This window comes from Micromonospora sp. URMC 106 (assembly GCF_051386395.1).
GTDB lineage: Bacteria > Actinomycetota > Actinomycetes > Mycobacteriales > Micromonosporaceae > Micromonospora.
The window spans coordinates 1-20,202 of sequence record NZ_JBPQTP010000119.1 but is presented as its reverse complement, the minus strand read 5'-3'; the positions used below and the strand labels follow the sequence as shown (position 1 = coordinate 20,202).

The window sequence follows — 20,202 nt, the reverse complement described above, 5'->3', positions numbered from 1 at the left end:
AGCACCCTGTTGAGTTCTCAAAGAACAACCACACACCGCCCGGAAACCCCACACCGTGGAGCCCCCGACCCGGGGCAATTCGTCCACCATCCCCGACGCATTCCCGCGCCGAGCACTTTTACCACGTTACCCGGTGATTTCCGCCGTGTCAAACCGCTCTGTCGCGACCCACACCACGTCAACCCAATTTCCGGGCACCCCGATCGACACCGACTTCCATCGGCACCAACCGAAGATTTCCAGCAGGCCGACCGCTCCACGGTAGCCCGTGAGCCGCCCGGTTCCCCGCCGGCGATGAACCATACCCGGCCGGCTCCGCCTCGCCAAATCCGCCTCACGGCGAATCCGGGGCACCGCCCGGTCCCAGGTCCGAAGGGTGTAACCCCACGAACCGGAAGCTCATTCCCGCGCCCCGGCCTCCACGACTTTCGCCCTGTTTCGTCCGTTCCGCGCTGGCAGAGAGAAAGTTACGCCCCCGGCGGATCGATCGTCAAATCCGCCGGGGGCGTCCCGCGTCACACGGGCGTACGACTAGCCGCGCAGCTCCGCCCCGGCGAACGACCGCTTGCCGCGGCGCAGCACCAGGTACCGGCCGTGCAGCAGGTCGTCGGCACTCACCCTGGCGTCGGTCTCGGTGACCCGGGTGTTGTTCACGTAGGCGCCGCCCTCGGCGATCACCCGACGGGCCTCCTTGAGGCTCGGGACCAGCCCGGAGTCGCGCAGCAGCGTGGCGACGTCGGGCAGCTCGTCGAGGTGGACGAGGCCGGCCTCGGTCAGCGCGGCGCGCAGGGTCGCCGGCGCGAGCTCCGCCAGCGAGCCCCGGCCGAAGAGCGCCTGGCTGGCGGCGACCACCTGCGCCATCTCCCGCTCGCCGTGCACGAGGGTGGTCAGCTCCTCGGCCAGCGCCCGCTGCGCCGCCCGGGCCGCCGGCCGCTCCGCCGTCTCCTTCTCCAGCGCCTCCAGCTCCTCCCGCGAGCGGAAGCTGAAGTAGCGCAGGTAGCGGCTCACGTCCCGGTCGTCGACGTTCACCCAGAACTGGTAGAACGCGTACGGGCTGGTCATCTCGGGGTCGAGCCAGATCGCGCCGCCCTCGGTCTTGCCGAACTTCGTCCCGTCCGACTTGGTGACCAGCGGGGTGGTGAACGCCTGCACCGGGCCGGCACCGCGACGGCGGACGTAGTCCACGCCGGCGGTGATGTTGCCCCACTGGTCGGAGCCGCCGAACTGGAGCTGACAGCCGTGCCGGCGGTGCAGCTCGAAGAAGTCGTTCGCCTGGAGCAGCTGGTAGCTGAACTCGGTGAAGCTGATCCCGCTCTCCAGCCGCGCCTTGACGACCTCCCGGGCCAGCATCTTGTTCACCGGGAAGTGCTTGCCGACGTCGCGGAGGAACTCGACCACCGACATCTCGCCGGTCCAGTCGAGGTTGTTGACCAGTTGCGCGGCGTTCTCCCCCTCGTACGACACGAAGGGGGCGAGCTGGTCGCGGATCCGGGCCACCCAGCCGGCGACCACCTCGGGCGGGTTGAGGGTGCGCTCGGCGCTCTCCTTCGGGTCGCCGATCTGGCCGGTGGCGCCGCCGACGAGCAGCAGCGGCCGGTGCCCGGCGAGCTGGAGCCGACGGGCCGTGGCGACCTGCATCAGGTGGCCGACGTGCAGGCTCGGCGCGGTCGGGTCGAACCCCACATAGAAGGCGGCGGCACCGCCGTCGAGCAGCGTACGCAGCTCGTCGAGGCCGGTGGAGTCCTGGATCAGGCCACGCCACCGCAGGTCGTCGGTCAGGGAGTCCCGCCCGGGCGGCGGGAGGCTGCTGTCGGTCACGGTCACCCATTCTCCCCCACGAGGGGGCGCGGACCGTACCGGGTTTGCCGAGCGGACGCGGCGTAGGCTGGCGACGCCATGATCGGAAGGGGAACGCCGTGGACATGCCGGATGTGACGGGCGGCTTCGTCGCCCTGCTCGGCCTCACGTTCGACGAGGTCAGCGGGGACCGCGTGGTGATCCGCTGGAAGGTCCGCCCCGAGCTGCACCAACCGTTCGGGATCCAGCACGGCGGCGTGTACTGCTCGGTGGTCGAGACTGCCGCCAGCGTCGGCGGGTCGCTGTGGCTGGGCGACCGGGGGCAGGTCGTCGGCGTGTCGAACCAGACGGACTTCCTGCGCGCGGTCCGCGAGGGCGAGCTGACCGCCGTGGGCACCCCCGTGCACCGGGGGCGCAGCCAGCAGCTCTGGCAGGTGGAGATCACCGACGCCGACGCCCGGCTCGTGGCCCGCGGTCAGGTGCGGCTGCAGAACCTCTCCCCCGCCTGACCCGCGCCCCCGCCGGGGACGCTCAGCCGCGGGCCTGGCCCAGCACCGGCTCGTCGGCGTCGTCGGGCGCCGGCTCGGCCGGTCGGCGCAGCCGGACGCCCGTGATCGCGCGGTGGTCGATCCCGGCCACCTCCAGCTCCCAGCCGTCCACGGTGACGCTCTCCCCCGCGACGGTGGGGATGTGCCCGAGGCAGGTGAGCACCAGGCCCGCGATGGTGGTGTAGTCGCCGCCGGGGCGGCCCGGCAGGTCTACGCCGATGTCGCCGAGGTCGTGCACCGGGAAGGTGCCGGGAAGCAGCATGGCGCCGTCCGGCTCGGTGCGCACGGCGCGGACGTCCCGGTCGGTCTCGTCGTAGATCTCCCCGACGATCTCCTCCAGGATGTCCTCCAGGGTCACGATTCCGTCGACCGCGCCCCGCTCGTCGACCACCAGGGCGATGTGCTGGCGCTCGGCCTTGAACTGCCGCAGCGCGTCCACCACCGACAGCGAGTCCGGCAGCAGCATCGGCGGGCGGGCGCACTCGTCGACCGGGCGGTCGTCGCGGACGCCGACCAGGTCCCGCAGGTGGATCACCCCGACCGCGTCGTCCAGCCCGCCGCCGTGCCGGACCACGGGCGCCCGGGAGTGGCCGGTGGCGGCCAGCAGCAGCCGCGCGGCCTCCGCGGTGGTCCCGCTGTCGAGCGTGAAGACCTGCAACCGGGGTACGAGCACCGCCTTCAACTGCCGGTCGGCGATCTCCACCGCCCCGGCGATGATCGTCCGCTGCTCCTTGGTGAAGCCGTGGTTGCCGGAGACGATGTCCCGCAGCTCGTCGGGCCCGATCTCGTCGGGTTCGTGCCTCGGGTTGAGCCCGACCAGGCGTACGACCAGGTCGCTGGTGGCGCCGAGGGCCCAGACGGCCGGGCGGGTGAGGGAGGCCAGCAGGTCCAGCGGGCGGGCCACCAGCAGCGCCCACCGCTCGGCGGCCTGCATGGCGATCCGCTTGGGGGCCAGCTCACCGAAGACCAGGGTGACGAAGGTCAGCGCGAGGGTGACCACCACGATCGCGACGGTCTCGGCGGCGCCGCCCAGCGCGGAGAGCAGCGGCACCAGGGGTTTGGCCAGCGACACCGCCGCCGCGGCGGAGGCCAGGAAACCGGCGAGGGTGATGCCGATCTGGATGGTGGCGAGGAACCGGTTCGGGTCCTTGGCGAGCCGGGCCAGCACCCGGCCGGCCCGGCTGGTGCGTTCCAGCCGCTGGATCTGGCTGTCCCGCAGCGAGACCAGCGCCATCTCGCTGCCCGCGAAGACCGCGTTGAGGATGACCAGGACACCGACCAGGGCCAGTTGGCTCCAGATGCTCTGCACGCCCGGCTCTCCTCACGCGGACCGGTGCCCCTCGGCACGATCGGCACCGCCGGCCGAAGGCCCGGCCGGCGTAGGCCGTCTTGTGCCCACCGGACCGACCGGCGAATCCTCGGCCGGCCCGGGAAGTGCTCAGGCTCGCTCGACGACCGGCGGGTTCGGCAGGTCGAGCACGTACGAGCGGCCCTCGGGGCGGAAGCCGAGCCGGTGGTAGTAGGGGGCGACCATGCCGGGCGGGGTGACGACCCGACGGAACCCCCGGTCGGTGAAGAGGCGGCTGCGCCGGTAGACGAACTCGCCGGGGGTGAAGTCCCGGAACCGGCGGGTGACGTAGTCGAGGTCGACCTGCGCCACGCCCCCGGGTTCGGCGTGCGACAGCACCACGCCGACCACCTCGTCGGCCCGCAGGACCAGGAAGGCGGAACGCTCGGCGGAGGTGCCGGGCGGCCAGCGGAACCCGGGGTTGAACCGGGCGATGTCGGCGGCGTGCACGCGCAGCGTGTGGGTCAGGAACTGGTCGTCGACGCCGACCTCCACCACCTGGTAGGTCGCCTCGTCGTGCCGGGTGGCGAGCATGGTGCGCAGGTACCAGACGTTGATCACGGCCAGCACGACGTTCAGCCCCACCATCGGCCAGACCTGCACCGCGGCGTTGTAGCCGATCAGGATCAGACAACCGAGCAGGTTCAGGGCGCGCAGCCGCAGGATGCGCGTCTGCAGCAGCGACCAGACCAGCAGCGCCGAGCCGGTCCAGCCGATCAGTTCCAGCCAGTTCACCCCGCGAGAGTAGTGGCCGCCCTGGTCATGCCGCCCGGCGGGCGGCGGCTCGCGGGCGGCTCACCGGTCCGTGAGCTCCAGCACCCACTCCTCCACCTCGGCGCCACGGCCGTTGGCGTACCCCTTGTCCTCACCGGTGACGACGAAGCCGCACTTGCGCAGCACGGCGAGCGAGGCGCGGTTGTCCTTGGCGGCGCGGGCGTGCACGGGCCGCTGCGGCAGCTCGCGCAGCAGGGCGGTGAGCGCGGCCGTGGCGTATCCCCGGCCCCAGCGTCGCGGGTCGATCCAGTAGCTGACCTCGGTCTTCTCGTCGACGGGGAAGGCGACCACGCGGCCGACCACCTCGTCGCCGACGACCGCCGTGCGGGCGACGATCCGCTCGTCGGCGCGCACCCGGCGCCAGTGCGCGTCGAACCGCGCCCGGTCGGCCGGGTCCTCCGGGCCGAAGGCGGCCATCCAGTTGGCCTCGACGTCCTGCTCGTGGCTGAAGAAGTGGGGCAGGTCGTCGTCGCGCACGGGGCGCAGGCGCAGGTTGGTGGTCACGGGCCCGAGGATAGGGCCGGGCGGTGACATCGCGGACGACGCGTCACGCCCGATCCGCCGCGTCTGCCGGGTCCGGCGCACCACCGGCCGCCCCTCGCGGTGATCGGGAGCATTCGGGCCCGCGGGAGCAGGCGTCGCGCGGACAATGAGCGGATGACACGAGCGGTGCGGGGCGCGCGGGCGGTCGGGACGCCCGTCGGCGTGGCGGCGGGCGCGCGGGCGGCGGGCGCGGCGTCGCTCGGAGCGCTGGCCGTGGGCGCGCTGGCCGTCGGGGCTGTCGCCGTCGGGGCGCTGGCGATCGGGCGGCTGGCGGTCCGCCGGGCGGTCGTGCGGGAGTTGCGCATCGGCCGGCTGGAGATCGACGAACTGGTGGTGCGCGAGCGCCCTGCCGGCGACGGCTAGCGGGCCGCGTCCGTGCGGCGCGGGCTCGGGCCGGCCCGCGACGACGCCTACGCCGCCGTCCCTGGCGAGCTCGCCGACGGCAGGCCGCGAGAGGGCGGCGCGGTGGCCCGGCAAAAGGCGTGGGCGGCCCGGTGGGGCCAGGCCGAACTGGCCTCGGAGCTTGGCGTTCTACGAGTTCGCCGACCGCACGGCCCGGTGTCACCAGACGCAGATCCGGCGGCACCCCGGGTTCCGGGAGTGCTCGGCGGTCGACGCGGACAGCGCACCGAATCGCTGGCCGCCAACGTGTGCGAGGCCGAGCGCCGGCACGACCCCGCCCGTGAGCGATCACGACGGCCGCCATGTCACTGAGGCAGACATGGCGGAGCGCTGCTCGGACGCCTGTCTACCTCTCCGCCTCCTGGACGTCCACCAGCTCCGCGAGGTGGGCCCGGTAGTTCGGGCAGGTCGTGATGTCCTCGTGCGAACAGTTCAGCCCGGCCTCGAGGAATTCGAGCGCCGACCGCAGCGCCGCCATCCTGGCCTGCAGCACGCGGCGGTTGCGGCGCAGCACGTCCTTGTGTGCCGCGGTGTGGATCGAGGCGAGGAACTCCCCGATGTCCGGCAGCGGCAGACCGGCCTGCTTCAGGCGCACGATAGATGCCACCCGGACCAGGTCGTCGCGGGTGTAGCGGCGGCGGCCGCCCTCGACGCGGGCGGGGGAGAGCAGGCCCATCGACTCCCAGTGCCGCAGCACGTGCGTCGGCAGGCCGAAGTGGTCGGCCACCTGACCGATCGTCATCGGGCTTGACTTCATGTCGACATTAAGTCAGATCATGGCGGGCATGTACCACCTGCTTGCTGTCCTCGATGCCGTCGACGCGCAGCCCCAGGCCCTCGAGCTGCGCGCACGTTCCTACGAGCTGCTCGGCGACCTCACCGGCCGAACCGTGGTCGACGCCGGCTGCGGCTCTGGCCGCGCAGTCGCCGAGCTGGCCGAACGCGGGGCCCACGCCATCGGCGTCGACCTCGACCCCGACATGATCGCCGCGGCCCGGAAGCGCTGGCCGGCCGGCGAGTTCCACGTCGGCGACGCCTACGAGCTGCCGCTGGAGACCGGCTCGGTTTCCGGCTACCGCGCTGACAAGGTGTTGCACACGCTCGACGACCCGGCGCGAGCCGTGGCCGAGGCCCGCCGGGTGCTCGCGCCGGGCGGCCGGGTCGTCCTGCTCGGCCAGGACTGGGACACGATCGTCATCGACTCGGACGAGCCGCAGGCCACCCGCCGACTGATCCACGCGAAGGCGGACCTGCTCCCGTCGCCGCGCGTCGCCCGGAGGTACCGCAACCTGCTGCTCGACGCCGGGTTCGTTGACCCGGTCGTCGAGGTGCACACCAGCGTGTTCACCGACGACACCGCGCTCGGCCTGCTGCACCGGATCACAGACGAGGAAGGCTGGCTCGCCGAGCAAGCCGAGCGCGCCCGCACGAACCGGATCTTCGTCGCGGTGCCGATGTTCCTCGTCGCCGCTCAGGGATGAGCGTCAAGCTCGGGTCGAAGGCGCCGTCGGGCGGGGCGGCTTCCCTTCCGCACCATGGAAATGCCCCCAGCCCTCGACGGTGATCAGGCGGCGGGCGGGGCGAGCGTGGGGTAGCCGTACAGGTCGAGCAGCCGACCCCGGGCCGCGTGCAGCCGGTCCACCACCACGCTCATGAAGCGGGCGGTGAGCTGCCGGCCGAGCGCGTCGTCCGACTCCATCAGCCGGCGCACCCCCTCGGCGGTGAACTCCACCGCCGTGCTGCGCCGCGCCGCCACCGCCCCGAACTGCCAGCGGTACGGCGGGAACAGCCACGACCAGCCCAGCACCCCGCCCGGGCCAATCTCCTCGATCTCGACGTCGCCGCGGCCTGGCACCGGAAAGTCGAGCGCCACCCGGCCGGCGCGGACCAGCCAGAAGCGCTCCGCCGGCTGGTCGGCCCGGAACAGCCGGTGCCCGGGGTGCCAGACCACCGGGCGGGCGTAGCCGGCCAGCCTGGGCAGCCACGGCTCGGGCAGCCCGGCGAGGAACGGGTGCGCGCGGAGCACGTCGAGGGTGGTCATGCGGGGTGCCTCCTTGTCCGGAGGGTCGGCGGTGGCCGGGCCTGCGACGCAGTCGTCCGTCCTGCCACCCAGTGCACCGCGCGCCGGCCCCGCGGAACAGGGCCGTTGGTCCCGGGCCGCGCGGGCGGAACTCCCCTGGTCGCTCGGGCCGGGCGCGGCGAGGGTGGAAGCGGAAGGGGCGCCGCGACAGCGCCACGGCAGGGCGGAGGCGATGTGGGGATGTCCGGGGAACGGCGTGGACGGGGGCGTAGCGGTGCCTGTTGACACCTCGATCAGGCCGGCGGCCGGGCTCAGCTCCGCGGCGGCCGCCGCCCGGCTGCGCGCGGACGGACCGAACGCGGCGGCCACGCCGCCCCGCCGGCACCTGGCGACCCGGATCCTGCGCCAGCTCACCGATCCGCTGGTGGCGCTGCTGCTGGCCGCCGCCGTGGTCACCACCGCGCTGCGGGACTACCCGGACACGGCGGTGATCGTGCTGGTCGTGCTGGTGAACACCGCCATCGGGGTGGTGCAGGAGGTCCGGGCCGACCGGGCGATCGCCGCGCTGGACCAGCTCGCCGCGCCCACCGCCCGGGTCGTGCGGGACGGTCGGGACGTCGTCCTGCCCGCCGCCGAGCTGGTCCGGGGCGACCTGGTGCGGGTCGAGGCCGGCGACGTGGCCCCCGCCGACCTGCTCCTCGCCGAGGCCGCCCGGTTGACCCTCGACGAGTCGGCGCTGACCGGCGAGTCGGTGCCGGTCGCCCGGGCCGCCGGCGAGGAGGCCAGCGCGGGCACCGTGGTCACCACCGGGCGGGCCAGCGGCACGGTGGTGCGTACCGGCGCCGCGAGCGCGCTCGGCCGGATCACCGCGCTGGTGGCGTCCACCCGGCCCGCCGCCACCCCGTTGCAGCGCCGGCTGGCCGGGCTCGGCCGGCTCCTCGGCTTCGCCGCGGTGGCGCTCTCCGGGCTGGTCTTCGTCGCGGGCGTGGTCGGTGGGCGGCCGGTGGTCGACATGGCGGTCACCGCGGTGAGCCTGGTGGTGGCGGCCGTGCCCGAGTCGCTGCCGGCGGTGGTCACCCTCGCCCTCGCCCTCGGCGCCCGCCGGATGGCCGGGGCGCGGGCGATCCCCCGCCGGCTGCACGCGGTGGAGACGCTCGGCTCGGTCACCGTGATCGCCTCCGACAAGACCGGCACACTGACGGAGGGCCGGATGGCGGTGCAGCACGCGGTCACCGCCGACGGCTCCCGCTACGGCGTCACCGGCACCGGCTACACGCCGCACGGCGTCGTCCGTCACGGGGGCGAGCCGGTGGCCGTACCGGACGAGGTGCGCCGCCTGGCGCGGGCCGGGCTGCTCTGCAACGACGCCACCCTGGCGCCGCCCACGGACGAGCGACCGGAGTGGGCCGCGGTCGGCGACCCGCTGGAGGCGGCGCTGGTCGCGTTCGCCGGCCGCTGCGGCCTCGACCCGGAGACCACCCGCGCCGCCTGGCCCCGGGTCGCCGAGCACCCCTTCGACCAGGAGCTGCGCCGGATGACCACGGTGCACCGCTCCTGCGACCGCCGGTTCCTGGTGGTGTGCAAGGGCGCGCCGGAGAACGTACTGGCCGCGCCGCTGGTCGACGCCACCGCCGAGGAGATCGCCGAGCTGACGGCCACCGCGCACCGGCTGGCCGCCGAGGGGCTGCGGGTGCTCGCGGTCGCGTCCGCCGTGGCCGACGCGCCGCCGGCGGACCCCGCCCGGCCGACCGGGCTGCGGCCGGCGGGGCTGGTCGCCGTCGGCGATCCGCTGCGCGCCGGCGCGGCCGACATCGCGGGCAGCTTCGACGAGGCCGGGGTACGGCTGGTGCTGATCACCGGCGACCACCCCGCGACCGCAGCGGCGATCGGCGGCCAGCTCGGGCTGTGGCGCGAGGGCGACCCGCTGGTACGCGGCGACGACGGCGACCCGGCGCGGGCGCACCCGCGGGCCCGGGTGTTCGCGCGTACCCAGCCGGACCAGAAGCTCGACATCATCGCCGGGTTGCAGTCCCGGGGCCACGTGGTGGCGATGACCGGCGACGGGGTGAACGACGCCCCGGCCCTGCGCCGCGCCGACATCGGGGTGGCGATGGGCGGCGGCACGGAGGTCGCCCGGCAGGCCGCCGACCTGGTGCTGGTCGACGACGACCTGTCCACCGTCGCCGCCGCGATCGGCGAGGGCCGCCGCATCTACGACAACATCCGCCGGTTCCTGCGGTACGCCCTCTCCGGCGGGGTCGCCGAGATCGCGGTGATGCTGCTCGGGCCGCTGTTCGGGCTGGCCGTACCGCTGCTGCCGGCGCAGATCCTCTGGGTCAACCTACTCACCCACGGCGTGCCCGGGGTGGCCCTGGGCGCGGAACCGGCGGAGCCGGGCACGCTGCGGCGGGCCCCCCGCTCCCCGTCGGAGTCGGTGCTCGGGGCCGGCCTGGGCCGGGACGTGCTGGTCACCGGCGCCCTGATCGCCGCCGTGGTGCTCGGCGCCGGCGCGGCCGCGGCGCACCGGGACCGGCCCTGGCAGTCGGTGGTCTTCGTGGTGCTCGGCCTGGCCCAGCTCGGGGTCGCGCTCGCGGTCCGGGCGCCGCGGGCGGATGGCGCCCGGCGTGACAACCGCGCGCTGCCGGTCGCGGTGGCGGTCTCGGCGCTGCTCCAGGTGGCCGGTGTGCTGCTGCCCCCGCTGCGTGACCTGCTCGGCACGGAGCCCCTCGGCGCGGCCGAGCTGGCGGCCTGCGCCGCCGTCAGCGTGCTGCCCGGACTCGTGCTGCGGCTGGCCCGCCGCCCGGCCCGGACCGCCGTCCCGGCCGGCGCGACGGCGGACGGCTCCGTGGCGCCGGCCGGTGGACCCGCCCCGGGTGCGGCGGAGGCGGACGGCCGGGCGCCGGCGCGGGCCGGCGGGCCGGCGGTTCGGGACCAAAGGCCCGACGACCGGGACGACCGCCTCTGACCGGTAGCGTTCGGGCGGAGCAGGATGAAGGCGGACGAAGGAGAAATGATGACCATCAACACCGGTGCCCCGGTCGTCGTGGGTGTGGACGGTTCGGCGGCCGGACTGGACGCGGTCCGGGTGGCGGCACGGGAGGCGGCGCGGCGGCAGCGCCCGCTGCGGGTGGTGCACGCCTTCATCTGGCCGCTGACCAACGCCCCGCTGGACCCGGTGCCGGGCGCGCCGGCCGACGCCGGTCTGCGCCACCAGGCCGAGCGGTACGTCGCCGAGGCGGTCGCCGAGGCCGGCAAGGCCGCCCCCGAGGTCGCGGTCACCGGCGCGGTGGTCGACGGCGCGGCGACGCCCGTCGTGCTCGACGAGTCCCGGGAGGCCGCGCTGGTGGTGCTCGGGCACCGGGGTCTGGGCGGCTTCGCCGGGCTGCTGATCGGCTCGGTCACCGTGCAGGTCTCCGCCCACGCGCTGTGCCCGGTCATGGTGGTGCGCGGCGAGCCGCGCGCCGACGGGCCGGTCGTGGTGGGCGTGGACGGTTCCGAGTGCTCGACCGAGGCCGTCGGGTTCGCCTTCGAGGAGGCGTCCCGCCGCGGCGCCCCGCTGCTCGCGGTGCAGGCATGGCTCCACCCCACGCCGGTGGGCCCGGGCGAGATCCTGCCCCTGGTGTACGACCTGGACGCCTACGCCGCCGAGCAGGAGCGGACGCTCGCCGAGTCCCTCGCCGGTTTCGCCGAGCGCTACCCGGACGTGCCGGTGCGGCACCGGCTGGTCCGCGGCACCCCGGCCCGGGTGCTGGTCGAGGAGTCGAAGGCGGCCCAGCTCGTGGTCGTCGGCGCGCGCGGCCGGGGCCCGCTGAGCGGGCTGCTGCTCGGCTCCGTCAGCCACGCCGTGCTGCACCACGCGCACTCCCCGCTGGTGATCGTGCGGCACGCCGACGCGTCCCGATCCTCCTGATCGCCGCTCCCGTCGCGCCGGCCGCTCCCCCGGCCGGCGCCACGGGCGTCGGCCCGGCGGGCGGTGACGGATTCGGCGGGCGGCGCGTCGGGAAATCCCGGTGGGCGGGCCGGGCCGCGTCGACAATGACCTGATCGACCTCTGGGAGGGCTGATGAACCGACCCGTCGTGGTGGGTGTGGACGGATCGCCGCCGAGCCTGGTGGCGGCGGAGCACGCCGCCCGGGCCGCCGTGCAGCGGTCCCGCCCCCTGCACCTGGTGCACGGCTACCTGCACCCGCTCGGCTACGGCGTGCCGGCCAACCCGTACGACCTGGGGTTGCCGGCGCCGACCGAGGAGGCGCAGAAGATGCTGGAGCAGGCGGCCGCCGACCTCGTGGGGCGCTGGCCGGGGCTGGCCGTGCAGGTGCGCCAGGTGGCCGGCGGGCCGGGCGCGACGCTGGTCGAGGAGTCGCGGCGGGCGGAGCTGGTGGTGGTGGGCAGCCGCGGCCTGGGCGGTTTCGCGGGGCTGCTGCTCGGCTCGGTCGGCACGCAGGTGGCTTCGCACGCGCACTGCCCCGTGCTGGTGGTCCGCCCCGCCGAGGAGCCGATCCCGGCCGCCGGGCCGGTGCTGGTGGGGGTGGACGGCTCGGAGCCCGCCGAGCTGGCCGTCGGGCAGGCCGCCGACGAGGCGACCCGCCGCGGCACCGGGCTGGTGCTGGCGCACGTCCGCCCGCCGGACGAGGTGACGCAGGCCGCCGCGGAGTCCGCCGAGCCGCTGGCCACGGCCGCGGCGGCGGTACGCGGCAGCCACCCGGGGCTGCCCGTCGAGGAGCGGGTGCTGCGGGCCGCCAAGCCGGAGCAGGCGCTGATCGAGGCGAGCGGCGACGCGGCGCTGGTGGTGGTCGGCTCGCGGGGCCGGGGCGGGTTCGCCGGGATGCTGCTCGGCTCGGTCAGCCAGGCGCTGGTGCAGCACGCGCACTGCCCCGTGCTGGTCGCCCGCCCGTACGGCCACGCCCGCTGAGCCGGCGCGGACCCGCCGGCCCCCCGACGGGCCGGCGGGTCCGCGCCGGTCAGTGGTCCCGGCCCCCGAGCAGTTCCTCGAAGCTGGTGGTGAGGGCGAACGGGTCCGCCGGGCCGGCGGAGGGCGGGCGCCGGTGGATCTGGTCGGCCAGCTCGCCGCCGGCGCGGGCGATCCGCGCGCGCAGCGCGCCGTCGGCGGTGCCGGCGGACCAGTCCTCGGGCGCGGCGAAGACCGCCGTGGGCACCACGACCGACCGCAGGTACGCGAACATCGGGCGGAGGGCGTGCTCCAGGGCGAGCGAGTGCCGGGCGGTGCCGCCGGTGGCGCCGACCAGCACCGGCCGGTCCGCCAGCGCACCGGTGTCGACCAGGTCGAAGAAGGACTTGAACAGTCCGTTGTACGACGCGTTGAAGATCGGTGTGACGGCGATCAGGCCGTCCGCGCCGGTGACCGTGTCGAGCACCTCCCGCAGCGCGGGCGACGGGAACCCGGTGAGCAGGTGGTTGACGATGTCGTGGGCGTGCTCGCGCAGCTCGACGGGGCGGACGTCGACGTCGTCGCCCCGCCGGGCCAGTTCGTCGCGGGTGGCGGCGGCGAGCTGGTCGGCGAGCAGCCGGGTCGACGAGGGCTGGCCGAGCCCGGCCGACACCACGGCGACGGTGCGGCGGGTCATCGGTCCGCCTCCGCGCCGGCTTCGGTCCGCTCGGCGGCGGCCCGCAGCGACGCGTGCGTCGGCGCCTCGGGCACGTGCGCCGGGCGCAGTGACTCGAACTCCTTGCGCAGCACCGGGACGACCTCCTCACCGAGCAGGTCGAGCTGCTCCAGCACGGTCTTCAGCGGCAGGCCGGCGTGGTCGACGAGGAAGAGCTGGCGCTGGTAGTCGCCGACGTAGTCGCGGAAGCCCAGCGTCCGGTCGATGACCTGCTGCGGGCTGCCCACGGTCAGCGGGGTCTGCGCGGTGAACTCCTCCAGCGACGGGCCGTGACCGTAGACGGGGGCGTTGTCGAAGTACGGGCGGAACTCCCGCACGGCGTCCTGCGAGTTGCGGCGCATGAACACCTGCCCGCCCAGCCCGACGATCGCCTGGTCGGCGGAGCCGTGGCCGTAGTGCGCGAACCGCTGCCGGTAGAGGCCGACCATCCGCTGGGTGTGCTCCTTCGGCCAGAAGATGTGGTTGGCGAAGAAACCGTCGCCGTAGTAGGCCGCCTGCTCGGCGATCTCGGGGCTGCGGATCGAGCCGTGCCAGACGAACGGCGGCACGCCGTCGAGCGGACGCGGCGTCGAGGTGAACGCCTGCAGCGGGGTGCGGAAGCGGCCCTTCCAGTCGACCACGTCCTCGCGCCAGAGCCGGCGCAGCAGGTCGTAGTTCTCGATGGCGAGCGGGATGCCGTTGCGGATGTCCTGGCCGAACCACGGGTAGACCGGGCCGGTGTTGCCGCGCCCCATCATCAGGTCGACCCGGCCGTCGGCGAGGTGCTGGAGCATCGCGTAGTCCTCGGCGATCTTCACCGGGTCGTTCGTGGTGATCAGCGTCGTCGAGGTGGACAGCAGCAGGCGCTCGGTGCGGGCGGCGATGAACCCCAGCATGGTGGTGGGCGACGACGGCACGAACGGCGGGTTGTGGTGCTCGCCGGTGGCGAAGACGTCCAGGCCGACCTCCTCGGCCTTCAGCGCGATGGTGACCATCGCCTTGATCCGCTCATGCTCGGTCGGCTCCCGACCGGTGGTCGGGTCGACCGTGACGTCGCCGACGGTGAAGACTCCGAACTGCATGACCAGCTCCTCGCGTTGTCCCGGCCGGGGCCGGAGCGGCTCCCGGACGCACCGAACAACATATTTGACGAGTCAACTATTCCGCGCCGAGGGGTCGCGCCGGTGGGCGCCGTCACCCCGCCCGCCCGGCCACTCGGCCGCCCGGCCACTCGGCCGGCCGGGCGGGACGCGCGGCCGGGCACGGCAGGGCGGTCAGGAGCGGCTGCGCGGGACGTGCCGGCGGTAGGCGCTCACCGTCGGGTCGCCGGCGATCCAGAACCGCCACGGGACGTCGTGCGCCCCCGTCACGCCCACCCTCGGGCCGGCGGCCACCGCGTCCGCCGGCACCGGGCGGTCGGCCGGGCGCAGCCGGACCGGGCCGTCGCCGAGCAGGTAGCGGCCGTAGACGCCCTTGTCGATGCCCAGCGCCGCGCAGAGCCGGGCGGGCCCGCGCGCGAGATCGACGTCCCGGCGTACGGCGGTGCGCCGGGCCCGGGCCACGTCGAGGCCGTCGACCACCTCGCCGGCGCGCAGCAGCACCGCCGACGCCTCCCCGTCCGGCCCGGTGACCACGTTCATGCACCAGTGCATGCCGTAGGTGAAGTAGACGTAGGCGTGCCCGGCCGGCCCGAACATCACCGCGTTGCGGGGGGTGCGGCCCCGGTGCGCGTGCGACGCCGGGTCGCCGGCCGTCCCGGCGTACGCCTCGACCTCGGTGATCCGGACGGTGACGCCGCCGGCGGAGAGCCGGCAGCCGAGCAGGCCGCGCGCCGCCGGCACCACGGGCCCGGAGAGCAGGTCGGCCAGCGCCGCGAGGTCGGCGGGACGGGGGTCGGAGTACGTCACCACGAGCCCGACCCTATCCGCGCGGCGCGCCGACCGCCGCCTATCAACAATTCGTTGACAACGCGACGTTGGCATGATGGGGTCGACGGCATGACCGACTCCTTCACCGCGCCCGACGCCGGACGGGCCCGGGCGCACCGCACCTACGACGCGCTGCACCGGATCACCGAACGGCACGCCGACACCGAGACCCGCCGGCGCCGCCACACCAACCCCTACGTCCCCGACACCTACGAGGCCGTCGCGCTGGTCACCGCCCTCGCCGCCGGCGGGGCCGAGACGGAGCCCGGGGAGGAGCCGGTCGACGACGCGGACCTCGTCGCGGCGCTCACCCTCGTGCCGCACCTGCGCGCCGAGGTCGACGCGATGGAGGCGGGGCTGCTCACGCTGGCCCGCGGCCGCGGGCTGACCTGGCAGCAGATCGCGTACGGGCTCGGGCTGGGCAGCGCGCAGGCCGCCAAACAGCGCTTCGAACGCCTCTGCGCCCGCACCGCCACCGCCGACTGACGCCCCGATGGGCGAGACTGGGCACGGGATTGGTGTCGAGGAGGACGCGATGACGCGCGAGGAGATGCTGGCGTACTGCCTGGGGAAGCCGGGAGCCTGGCTGGACCAGCCGTGGGAGGGCGACGAGGTGGTCAAGGTGGGCAGCCGGATCTTCGCCTTCCTCGGCTCGGCCGACGGCGACGACCCGACGATGGGGGTGAAGTGCGGCCCGAGCCGGGAAGTCGCCGACGAGTGGCTGCACCGGCACCCCGGCGACGCGCGGCCGTCGCCGTACATCGGGCGCTCCGGCTGGAACACGCTGCGCCTGGCCGGCGGGATCGACGACGAGGAACTGACCGAGGCGGTCGACGCGTCGTACGACGCGGTGGTGGCGAAGCTGCCGAAGCGGGAGCGGCCGACGGCCTGAGCCCCGCGCGGCACCGGCGGCGCCGCGCGGGGTCGGAGAGCTCAGCGGGGCACGACCCGCTCGGCGGCCCACTCCCGCCAGCCGGCCAGCTTGTCCGTGGCGGCGGCGAGCTGGTCGGCGACCGGACCGGGGCCGGTCGAGCCCGGCGTGATCCGGGCGGCGAGCGCCGAACGCACCGAGAGCACGTCCCGCACGGACGGGTCGAGGTGCTCGCTGACCGCCGCGAGGTCGTCGTCGCTGACCTCGTCGAGGGCGCAGTCGCGGGCCACGCAGAGCGCCACCAGCTTCCCGGTGATCTCGTGCGCGTCGCGGAACGGCACCCCCCGCCGGACGAGCCAGTCGGCCACCTCGGTGGCCAGCGAGAAGCCCACCGGCGCGGCCGCGACCAGCCGGTCCACCCGGACCGTCATCGTGGAGATCATCCCGGCGAGGGCCGGCAGCAGCAGCTCCAGGGTGTCGACCGCGTCGAAGGCCGGCTCCTTGTCCTCCTGCATGTCCCGGTCGTAGGTCATCGGCAGGCCCTTGAGCATGGTCAACACGGCGACCAGCCCGCCGACGAGCCGGCCCGACTTGCCCCGCGCCAGCTCGGCGATGTCCGCGTTCTTCTTCTGCGGCATGATCGACGAACCGGTGGCGAAGGCGTCGTCCAGCTCCACCCAGCCGAACTCCTGGGACGTCCAGAGCACCACCTCCTCGCCGAGGCGGGACAGGTGCACCCCGATCATCGCGGTGACGAAGAGGAACTCGGCGACGAAGTCCCGGTCGGCCACGGCGTCCATCGAGTTGGCGAAGGACGTGCGGAAGCCCAGCTCCTTCGAGACGGCCACCGGGTCCAGCGGCAGGCCGGAGCCGGCGAGCGCGCCCGCGCCGAGCGGGCTGACCGCCGTCCGGTGGTCCCAGTCGCGCAGCCGTTCCAGGTCCCGCAGCAGCGGCTGCACGTGGGCGAGCAGCCAGTGCCCGAAGGTGACCGGCTGGGCGTGCTGGAGGTGGGTCATCCCCGGCGCGGCGGTGTCCACGTGCCGCCCGGCCTGCTCGACCAGCGCCTCGGCCAGCTCGACCAGCCGGGACGCCACGCCCCGGGCGTGGTCGCGCAGGTAGAGCCGCAGGTCGGTGGCGACCTGGTCGTTGCGGGACCGGCCGGCGCGCAGCTTGCCGCCGAGGCTGCCCAGGCGCTCCAGCAGCCCGCGCTCCAGCGCGGTGTGCACGTCCTCGTCGTCGACCGTGGGGCGGAACTGCCCGGAGGCGCAGGCGGCCTCCAGGTCGTCCAGGGCGGCGAGGATGCGACCCAGCTCCTCCGGGTCGAGCAGGCCCGCGCCGGCGAGGACCCGGGCGTGCGCCCGGGAACCCGCGATGTCGTACGGGGCGAGGCGCCAGTCGAACTGCACGCTCACCGACAGCCGCGCGAGGGCCTCGGCGGGGCCGCCGGCGAACCGGCCGCCCCAGAGGCTGGTGCGGTTGGTGGCGGCACTGTTCTCGGTCAGGCTCTTGTCGTCCACGCCGCCCATTGTCGTTGCCACGGTCAGGAGCCGCCCAGCCGGGCGTCCCGCGCGGCGGCCATCTTGCTGGGCAGACCCCAGAGCTGGACGAAGCCCTTGGCGAGGGACTGGTCGAAGGTGTCGCCGGTGTCGTAGGTGGCCATGCCGAAGTCGTACAGGCTGGCCTCGGAGCGCCGGCCGGTGACGGTGGCCCGACCGCCGTGCAGCGTGAGCCGCACCTCGCCGGTGACGTGCCGCTGCGCGTCGTCGATGAACGCGTCCAGCGAGTTCTTCAGCGGGGAGAACCAGAGGCCGTCGTAGACCAGCTCGCCCCAGCGCTGGTCGACGCTCTTCTTGAACCGGGCCAGGTCCCGCTCCACGGTCACCGCCTCCAGCTCCTGGTGGGCGGTGATCAGCGCGATCGCGCCGGGCGCCTCGTACACCTCACGGCTCTTGATGCCCACGAGGCGGTCCTCGACCATGTCGAGCCGGCCGACGCCCTGGGCGCCCGCGCGCCGGTTGAGCTCCAGGATCGCCTGGTACGGGGTGACGGTCTCGCCGTCGATCGCCACCGGCACGCCGGCGTCGAAGGTGATCACGACCTCGTCGGCGTCGCGGGGCTCGGCCGGGTCGGCGGTGTAGGAGTAGAGGTCCTCGATCGGGCCGTTCCAGATGTCCTCCAGGAAGCCGGTCTCCACGGCGCGGCCCCACAGGTTCTGGTCGATCGAGTACGGCGACTTCGCCGACACGTCGATCGGCAGCCCCTTCTCCTCCGCGAAGGCGATCGCCTTGTCCCGCGTCCAGGCGAAGTCCCGGGCCGGCGCGACGATCTTCAGCTCGGGGGCGAGCGCGCCCAGCCCGACCTCGAAGCGGACCTGGTCGTTGCCCTTGCCGGTGCAGCCGTGCGACACGATGGTGCCGCCGTGCTTGCGGGCCGCGGCCACCAGGTGCTTGACGATCAGCGGCCGGGACAGCGCGGAGACCAGCGGGTAGCGGTCCATGTAGAGCGCGTTCGCGCGGATGGCCGGCAGGCAGTACTCGGCGGCGAACTCGTCGCGCGCGTCGACCACCTCGGACTCGACCGCGCCGCAGTCCAGGGCGCGCTGCCGGATGGCGTCGAGATCCTCGCCGCCCTGCCCGACGTCGACCGCGACCGCGATCACCTCGGCGCCGGTCTGCTCGGCGAGGTAAGGAATGGCGACGGAGGTGTCGAGACCTCCGGAGTAGGCAAGGACGACCCGCTCGGTCATGATGTGGTGCTCCCTTCAACGTTCTCTTCCCGGCGGGCCCAGCCGGCGAGCTTGTCGCCGAGCGCGGCCCCGCCGACGGCCTCGCGGGCCACGACGAGGATGGTGTCGTCGCCGGCGATGGTGCCGACGACCTCGGGCAGGCCCGCTCGGTCCAACGCGCTGGCCAGGTAGTGGGCTGCGCCCGGCGGGGTGCGCAGCACGGCGATGTTGCCGCTGGAGTCGACCCCGTTGAGCAGCTCGCGCAGCAGCCGGACCAGCCGGGCCGGCGCCGCCTCGGCGTCGCGCAGCGGCCGGTGGCCGTCCTCGGGGATCAGGTAGACGCCGCGCCCGTCGCCGCCGCGTACGGTCACCGCGCCCAGTTCCTTGAGATCGCGGGACAGGGTGGCCTGGGTGACCTGGATGCCGTCGCCGGCGAGCAGGTCGGCCAGCTCGGTCTGCGAGTGGATCGCCTTGTCCCGGATCAGCTCGAGGATGCGGGCGTGGCGGGCGGCGCGGGTCAGCGGGGCGGTCATGGTGTCTCCCTGGTCGCGGCGGCGCCCGGCGCCGCCGCGTCCGGGACGGCGGGCGCGGCCCCGAGGAGGAACGTCAGCAGCGCCTTCTGGGCGTGCAGCCGATTCTCCGCCTGGTCGAACACGGCGCTGCGCGGACCGTCGAGCACCTCGTCGGTGATCTCCTCGCCGCGGTGCGCGGGCAGGCAGTGCAGCACGACGACGTCGGGCGCGGCGTGGCCGAGCAGCGCGGCGTTGACCTGGTACGGCAGGAACGGGGTGATCCGGTCCAGCCCGTCGTCCTCCTGGCCCATCGACGTCCAGGTGTCGGTGGCGACCACGTCGGCCCCGGCCACCGCCGCGACCGGATCGGTCAGGGCCCGCACGGAACCGCCGGTGCCGGCGGCGATCTTCTCGGCCCGGGCGACCACCTCCGGGTCGGGGCCGAAACCGGCCGGCCCGGCGACCCGGACGTGCATCCCGGCGGTCGCCCCGGCGAGCAGGTACGAGTGGGACAGGTTGTTGGCGGCGTCACCGACGTAGGCGAGCGTCCGGCCGGCGGTGCCGCCGCAGTGCTCGCGGATCGTGAGCAGGTCGGCCAGGAGCTGGCAGGGGTGGAACCCGTCCGTGAGCGCGTTGACCACCGGCACGGTGGCCGCGTCGGCGACCTCGGCGATCCGGTCGTCGCCGTGCGTACGCAGCACGATCGCCGCGACGTAGCGGGAGAGCACCCGCCCGGCGTCGCCGAGGGTCTCGCCCCGGCCGAAGTGGGTGACCTGGGTGTCCACCACGAGGGGGTGCCCGCCGAGTTCGGCGATGCCGACGTCGAACGAGAACCGGGTGCGCAGGCTCTGCTTGTCGAACAGCACCGCCACCGACCGGGGCCCGGCCAGCGGCCGGTGGCCGAACCGGTCGGCCTTCATCCGCGCCGCGAGGTCGAGCACGGCCGACTGCTCGGCCGGGGTCAGGTCGTCGTCGCGCAGGAAGTGCCGGATCATGCGTTCGTCTCCGTCGTGGTCGGCCCGGACGCGGCCGTGCCGGTCGACGCCACCGTCGGCGTCGGCGTCGGCGTCGGCGTCGGCGTCGGCGTCGGCGTCGGCGTCGGCGTCGGCGTCGGCGTCGGCGTCGGCGTCG

Annotated in this window: 21 protein-coding genes; 8 read left to right on the top strand and 13 right to left on the bottom strand. The window is 74.8% G+C overall.

Going from position 1 to position 20,202, the window contains the following annotated elements; translation table 11 throughout:
- Positions 1–531: 531 nt before the first annotated feature.
- Complete coding sequence (tyrS, locus tag ACSNOB_RS27110; protein ID WP_436689607.1) at positions 532–1,818, bottom strand: tyrosine--tRNA ligase; 1,287 nt, start codon at positions 1,816–1,818, stop codon at positions 532–534.
- 104 nt (positions 1,819–1,922) lie between these two features.
- On the opposite strand from tyrS, the gene ACSNOB_RS27105 reads away from it, so the two are divergent.
- A complete protein-coding gene (locus ACSNOB_RS27105; protein ID WP_393109990.1) occupies positions 1,923–2,306 on the top strand; it encodes a PaaI family thioesterase in 384 nt (127 codons plus the stop codon).
- A gap of 22 nt (positions 2,307–2,328) precedes the next feature.
- Here ACSNOB_RS27105 and ACSNOB_RS27100 read toward each other — a convergent pair whose 3' ends face one another.
- From ACSNOB_RS27100 to ACSNOB_RS27090, 3 genes are all read right to left on the bottom strand, one after another.
- The gene (locus tag ACSNOB_RS27100) at positions 2,329–3,654 is read right to left on the bottom strand and encodes a hemolysin family protein (protein ID WP_436689599.1); all 1,326 of its coding nucleotides are present in this window, start codon (positions 3,652–3,654) and stop codon (positions 2,329–2,331) included.
- A gap of 129 nt (positions 3,655–3,783) precedes the next feature.
- A complete protein-coding gene (locus tag ACSNOB_RS27095) occupies positions 3,784–4,428 on the bottom strand; it encodes a hypothetical protein (RefSeq protein ID WP_436689597.1) in 645 nt (214 codons plus the stop codon).
- A 60-nt stretch (positions 4,429–4,488) separates the two neighbouring features.
- The gene (locus ACSNOB_RS27090; protein ID WP_436689595.1) at positions 4,489–4,971 is read right to left on the bottom strand and encodes a GNAT family N-acetyltransferase; all 483 of its coding nucleotides are present in this window, start codon (positions 4,969–4,971) and stop codon (positions 4,489–4,491) included.
- Between the two features lie 153 nt (positions 4,972–5,124).
- Between ACSNOB_RS27090 and ACSNOB_RS27085 the strand changes: the two genes are divergently transcribed.
- Positions 5,125–5,373, top strand: a complete 249-nt coding sequence (locus ACSNOB_RS27085; protein WP_436689593.1) for a hypothetical protein — start codon at positions 5,125–5,127, stop codon at positions 5,371–5,373.
- Positions 5,374–5,758: 385 nt separating this feature from the next.
- On the opposite strand, the gene ACSNOB_RS27080 is transcribed toward ACSNOB_RS27085, so the two are convergent.
- Positions 5,759–6,169 (bottom strand): MerR family transcriptional regulator, encoded by a 411-nt coding sequence (locus tag ACSNOB_RS27080; protein ID WP_436689591.1) that lies wholly within the window; start codon positions 6,167–6,169, stop codon positions 5,759–5,761.
- Here ACSNOB_RS27080 and ACSNOB_RS27075 point away from each other — a divergent pair.
- Positions 6,168–6,893, top strand: coding sequence for a methyltransferase domain-containing protein (locus ACSNOB_RS27075; protein WP_436689589.1), 726 nt, complete (start codon positions 6,168–6,170; stop codon positions 6,891–6,893). The genes ACSNOB_RS27080 and ACSNOB_RS27075 overlap by 2 nt on opposite strands.
- 83 nt (positions 6,894–6,976) lie before the next feature.
- Here the strand turns inward: ACSNOB_RS27075 and ACSNOB_RS27070 are convergent, their stop codons facing one another.
- Entirely contained in the window at positions 6,977–7,453 is a 477-nt protein-coding gene (locus ACSNOB_RS27070; RefSeq protein ID WP_436689587.1) for a cyclic nucleotide-binding domain-containing protein, read from the bottom strand.
- A gap of 211 nt (positions 7,454–7,664) precedes the next feature.
- Here ACSNOB_RS27070 and ACSNOB_RS27065 point away from each other — a divergent pair, with 211 nt between their 5' ends.
- The 3 genes from ACSNOB_RS27065 to ACSNOB_RS27055 all read left to right on the top strand — a co-directional run bounded on the left by ACSNOB_RS27065 (position 7,665) and on the right by ACSNOB_RS27055 (position 12,344).
- Positions 7,665–10,397 carry a cation-translocating P-type ATPase gene (locus ACSNOB_RS27065; RefSeq protein ID WP_436689585.1) on the top strand — a complete coding sequence of 911 codons (2,733 nt, stop codon included), beginning with the start codon at positions 7,665–7,667 and terminating at the stop codon, positions 10,395–10,397.
- A 48-nt stretch (positions 10,398–10,445) separates the two neighbouring features.
- Positions 10,446–11,342 carry a universal stress protein gene (locus ACSNOB_RS27060; protein ID WP_436689583.1) on the top strand — a complete coding sequence of 299 codons (897 nt, stop codon included), beginning with the start codon at positions 10,446–10,448 and terminating at the stop codon, positions 11,340–11,342.
- A gap of 153 nt (positions 11,343–11,495) precedes the next feature.
- Positions 11,496–12,344 (top strand): universal stress protein, encoded by an 849-nt coding sequence (locus ACSNOB_RS27055; protein WP_436689581.1) that lies wholly within the window; start codon positions 11,496–11,498, stop codon positions 12,342–12,344.
- A 49-nt stretch (positions 12,345–12,393) separates the two neighbouring features.
- Here the strand turns inward: ACSNOB_RS27055 and ACSNOB_RS27050 are convergent, their stop codons facing one another.
- The 3 genes from ACSNOB_RS27050 to ACSNOB_RS27040 form a co-directional block, all read right to left on the bottom strand.
- A complete protein-coding gene (locus ACSNOB_RS27050; RefSeq protein ID WP_436689579.1) occupies positions 12,394–13,017 on the bottom strand; it encodes an FMN reductase in 624 nt (207 codons plus the stop codon).
- Complete coding sequence (locus ACSNOB_RS27045; RefSeq protein ID WP_393109947.1) at positions 13,014–14,117, bottom strand: LLM class flavin-dependent oxidoreductase; 1,104 nt, start codon at positions 14,115–14,117, stop codon at positions 13,014–13,016. The genes ACSNOB_RS27050 and ACSNOB_RS27045 overlap by 4 nt, the downstream gene beginning before the upstream one ends.
- A gap of 192 nt (positions 14,118–14,309) precedes the next feature.
- Positions 14,310–14,942: a DNA-3-methyladenine glycosylase gene (locus ACSNOB_RS27040; protein ID WP_436689605.1), complete on the bottom strand. Its 633-nt coding sequence runs from the start codon at positions 14,940–14,942 to the stop codon at positions 14,310–14,312.
- 90 nt (positions 14,943–15,032) lie between these two features.
- On the opposite strand from ACSNOB_RS27040, the gene ACSNOB_RS27035 reads away from it, so the two are divergent.
- Together ACSNOB_RS27035 and ACSNOB_RS27030 are read left to right on the top strand one after the other, a co-directional pair.
- Entirely contained in the window at positions 15,033–15,449 is a 417-nt protein-coding gene (locus tag ACSNOB_RS27035) for a DNA-binding protein (RefSeq protein ID WP_436689576.1), read from the top strand.
- Between the two features lie 49 nt (positions 15,450–15,498).
- Entirely contained in the window at positions 15,499–15,855 is a 357-nt protein-coding gene (locus ACSNOB_RS27030) for an MmcQ/YjbR family DNA-binding protein (RefSeq protein WP_436689574.1), read from the top strand.
- Positions 15,856–15,896: 41 nt separating this feature from the next.
- Here the strand turns inward: ACSNOB_RS27030 and argH are convergent, their stop codons facing one another.
- The 4 genes from argH to argF are packed head-to-tail and all read right to left on the bottom strand — an operon-like array spanning position 15,897 to position 20,066.
- A complete protein-coding gene (argH, locus tag ACSNOB_RS27025; protein WP_436689603.1) occupies positions 15,897–17,360 on the bottom strand; it encodes an argininosuccinate lyase in 1,464 nt (487 codons plus the stop codon).
- 14 nt (positions 17,361–17,374) lie between these two features.
- Positions 17,375–18,580 carry an argininosuccinate synthase gene (locus ACSNOB_RS27020; RefSeq protein ID WP_436689572.1) on the bottom strand — a complete coding sequence of 402 codons (1,206 nt, stop codon included), beginning with the start codon at positions 18,578–18,580 and terminating at the stop codon, positions 17,375–17,377.
- On the bottom strand, positions 18,577–19,092 hold the full coding sequence (locus ACSNOB_RS27015; RefSeq protein WP_436689570.1) for an arginine repressor: 516 nt from the start codon (positions 19,090–19,092) through the stop codon (positions 18,577–18,579). Before ACSNOB_RS27015 ends, ACSNOB_RS27020 begins: the two co-directional genes overlap by 4 nt.
- Positions 19,089–20,066, bottom strand: coding sequence for an ornithine carbamoyltransferase (gene argF, locus ACSNOB_RS27010; protein WP_436689601.1), 978 nt, complete (start codon positions 20,064–20,066; stop codon positions 19,089–19,091). The genes ACSNOB_RS27015 and argF overlap by 4 nt, the downstream gene beginning before the upstream one ends.
- Positions 20,067–20,202 lie beyond the last annotated feature (136 nt).

Coding starts and splice junctions, on each gene's coding strand:
- ACSNOB_RS27105 (WP_393109990.1), top strand. CDS start 1,923: ATGCCGGATGTGACGGGCGGCTTCGTCGCCCTGCTCGGCCTCACGTTC.
- ACSNOB_RS27085 (WP_436689593.1), top strand. CDS start 5,125: ATGACACGAGCGGTGCGGGGCGCGCGGGCGGTCGGGACGCCCGTCGGC.
- ACSNOB_RS27075 (WP_436689589.1), top strand. CDS start 6,168: ATGTCGACATTAAGTCAGATCATGGCGGGCATGTACCACCTGCTTGCT.
- ACSNOB_RS27080 (WP_436689591.1), bottom strand. CDS start 6,169: ATGAAGTCAAGCCCGATGACGATCGGTCAGGTGGCCGACCACTTCGGC.
- ACSNOB_RS27070 (WP_436689587.1), bottom strand. CDS start 7,453: ATGACCACCCTCGACGTGCTCCGCGCGCACCCGTTCCTCGCCGGGCTG.
- ACSNOB_RS27065 (WP_436689585.1), top strand. CDS start 7,665: ATGTGGGGATGTCCGGGGAACGGCGTGGACGGGGGCGTAGCGGTGCCT.
- ACSNOB_RS27060 (WP_436689583.1), top strand. CDS start 10,446: ATGACCATCAACACCGGTGCCCCGGTCGTCGTGGGTGTGGACGGTTCG.
- ACSNOB_RS27055 (WP_436689581.1), top strand. CDS start 11,496: ATGAACCGACCCGTCGTGGTGGGTGTGGACGGATCGCCGCCGAGCCTG.
- ACSNOB_RS27050 (WP_436689579.1), bottom strand. CDS start 13,017: ATGACCCGCCGCACCGTCGCCGTGGTGTCGGCCGGGCTCGGCCAGCCC.
- ACSNOB_RS27045 (WP_393109947.1), bottom strand. CDS start 14,117: ATGCAGTTCGGAGTCTTCACCGTCGGCGACGTCACGGTCGACCCGACC.
- ACSNOB_RS27035 (WP_436689576.1), top strand. CDS start 15,033: ATGACCGACTCCTTCACCGCGCCCGACGCCGGACGGGCCCGGGCGCAC.
- ACSNOB_RS27030 (WP_436689574.1), top strand. CDS start 15,499: ATGACGCGCGAGGAGATGCTGGCGTACTGCCTGGGGAAGCCGGGAGCC.
- argH (WP_436689603.1), bottom strand. CDS start 17,360: ATGGGCGGCGTGGACGACAAGAGCCTGACCGAGAACAGTGCCGCCACC.
- ACSNOB_RS27020 (WP_436689572.1), bottom strand. CDS start 18,580: ATGACCGAGCGGGTCGTCCTTGCCTACTCCGGAGGTCTCGACACCTCC.
- ACSNOB_RS27015 (WP_436689570.1), bottom strand. CDS start 19,092: ATGACCGCCCCGCTGACCCGCGCCGCCCGCCACGCCCGCATCCTCGAG.
- argF (WP_436689601.1), bottom strand. CDS start 20,066: ATGATCCGGCACTTCCTGCGCGACGACGACCTGACCCCGGCCGAGCAG.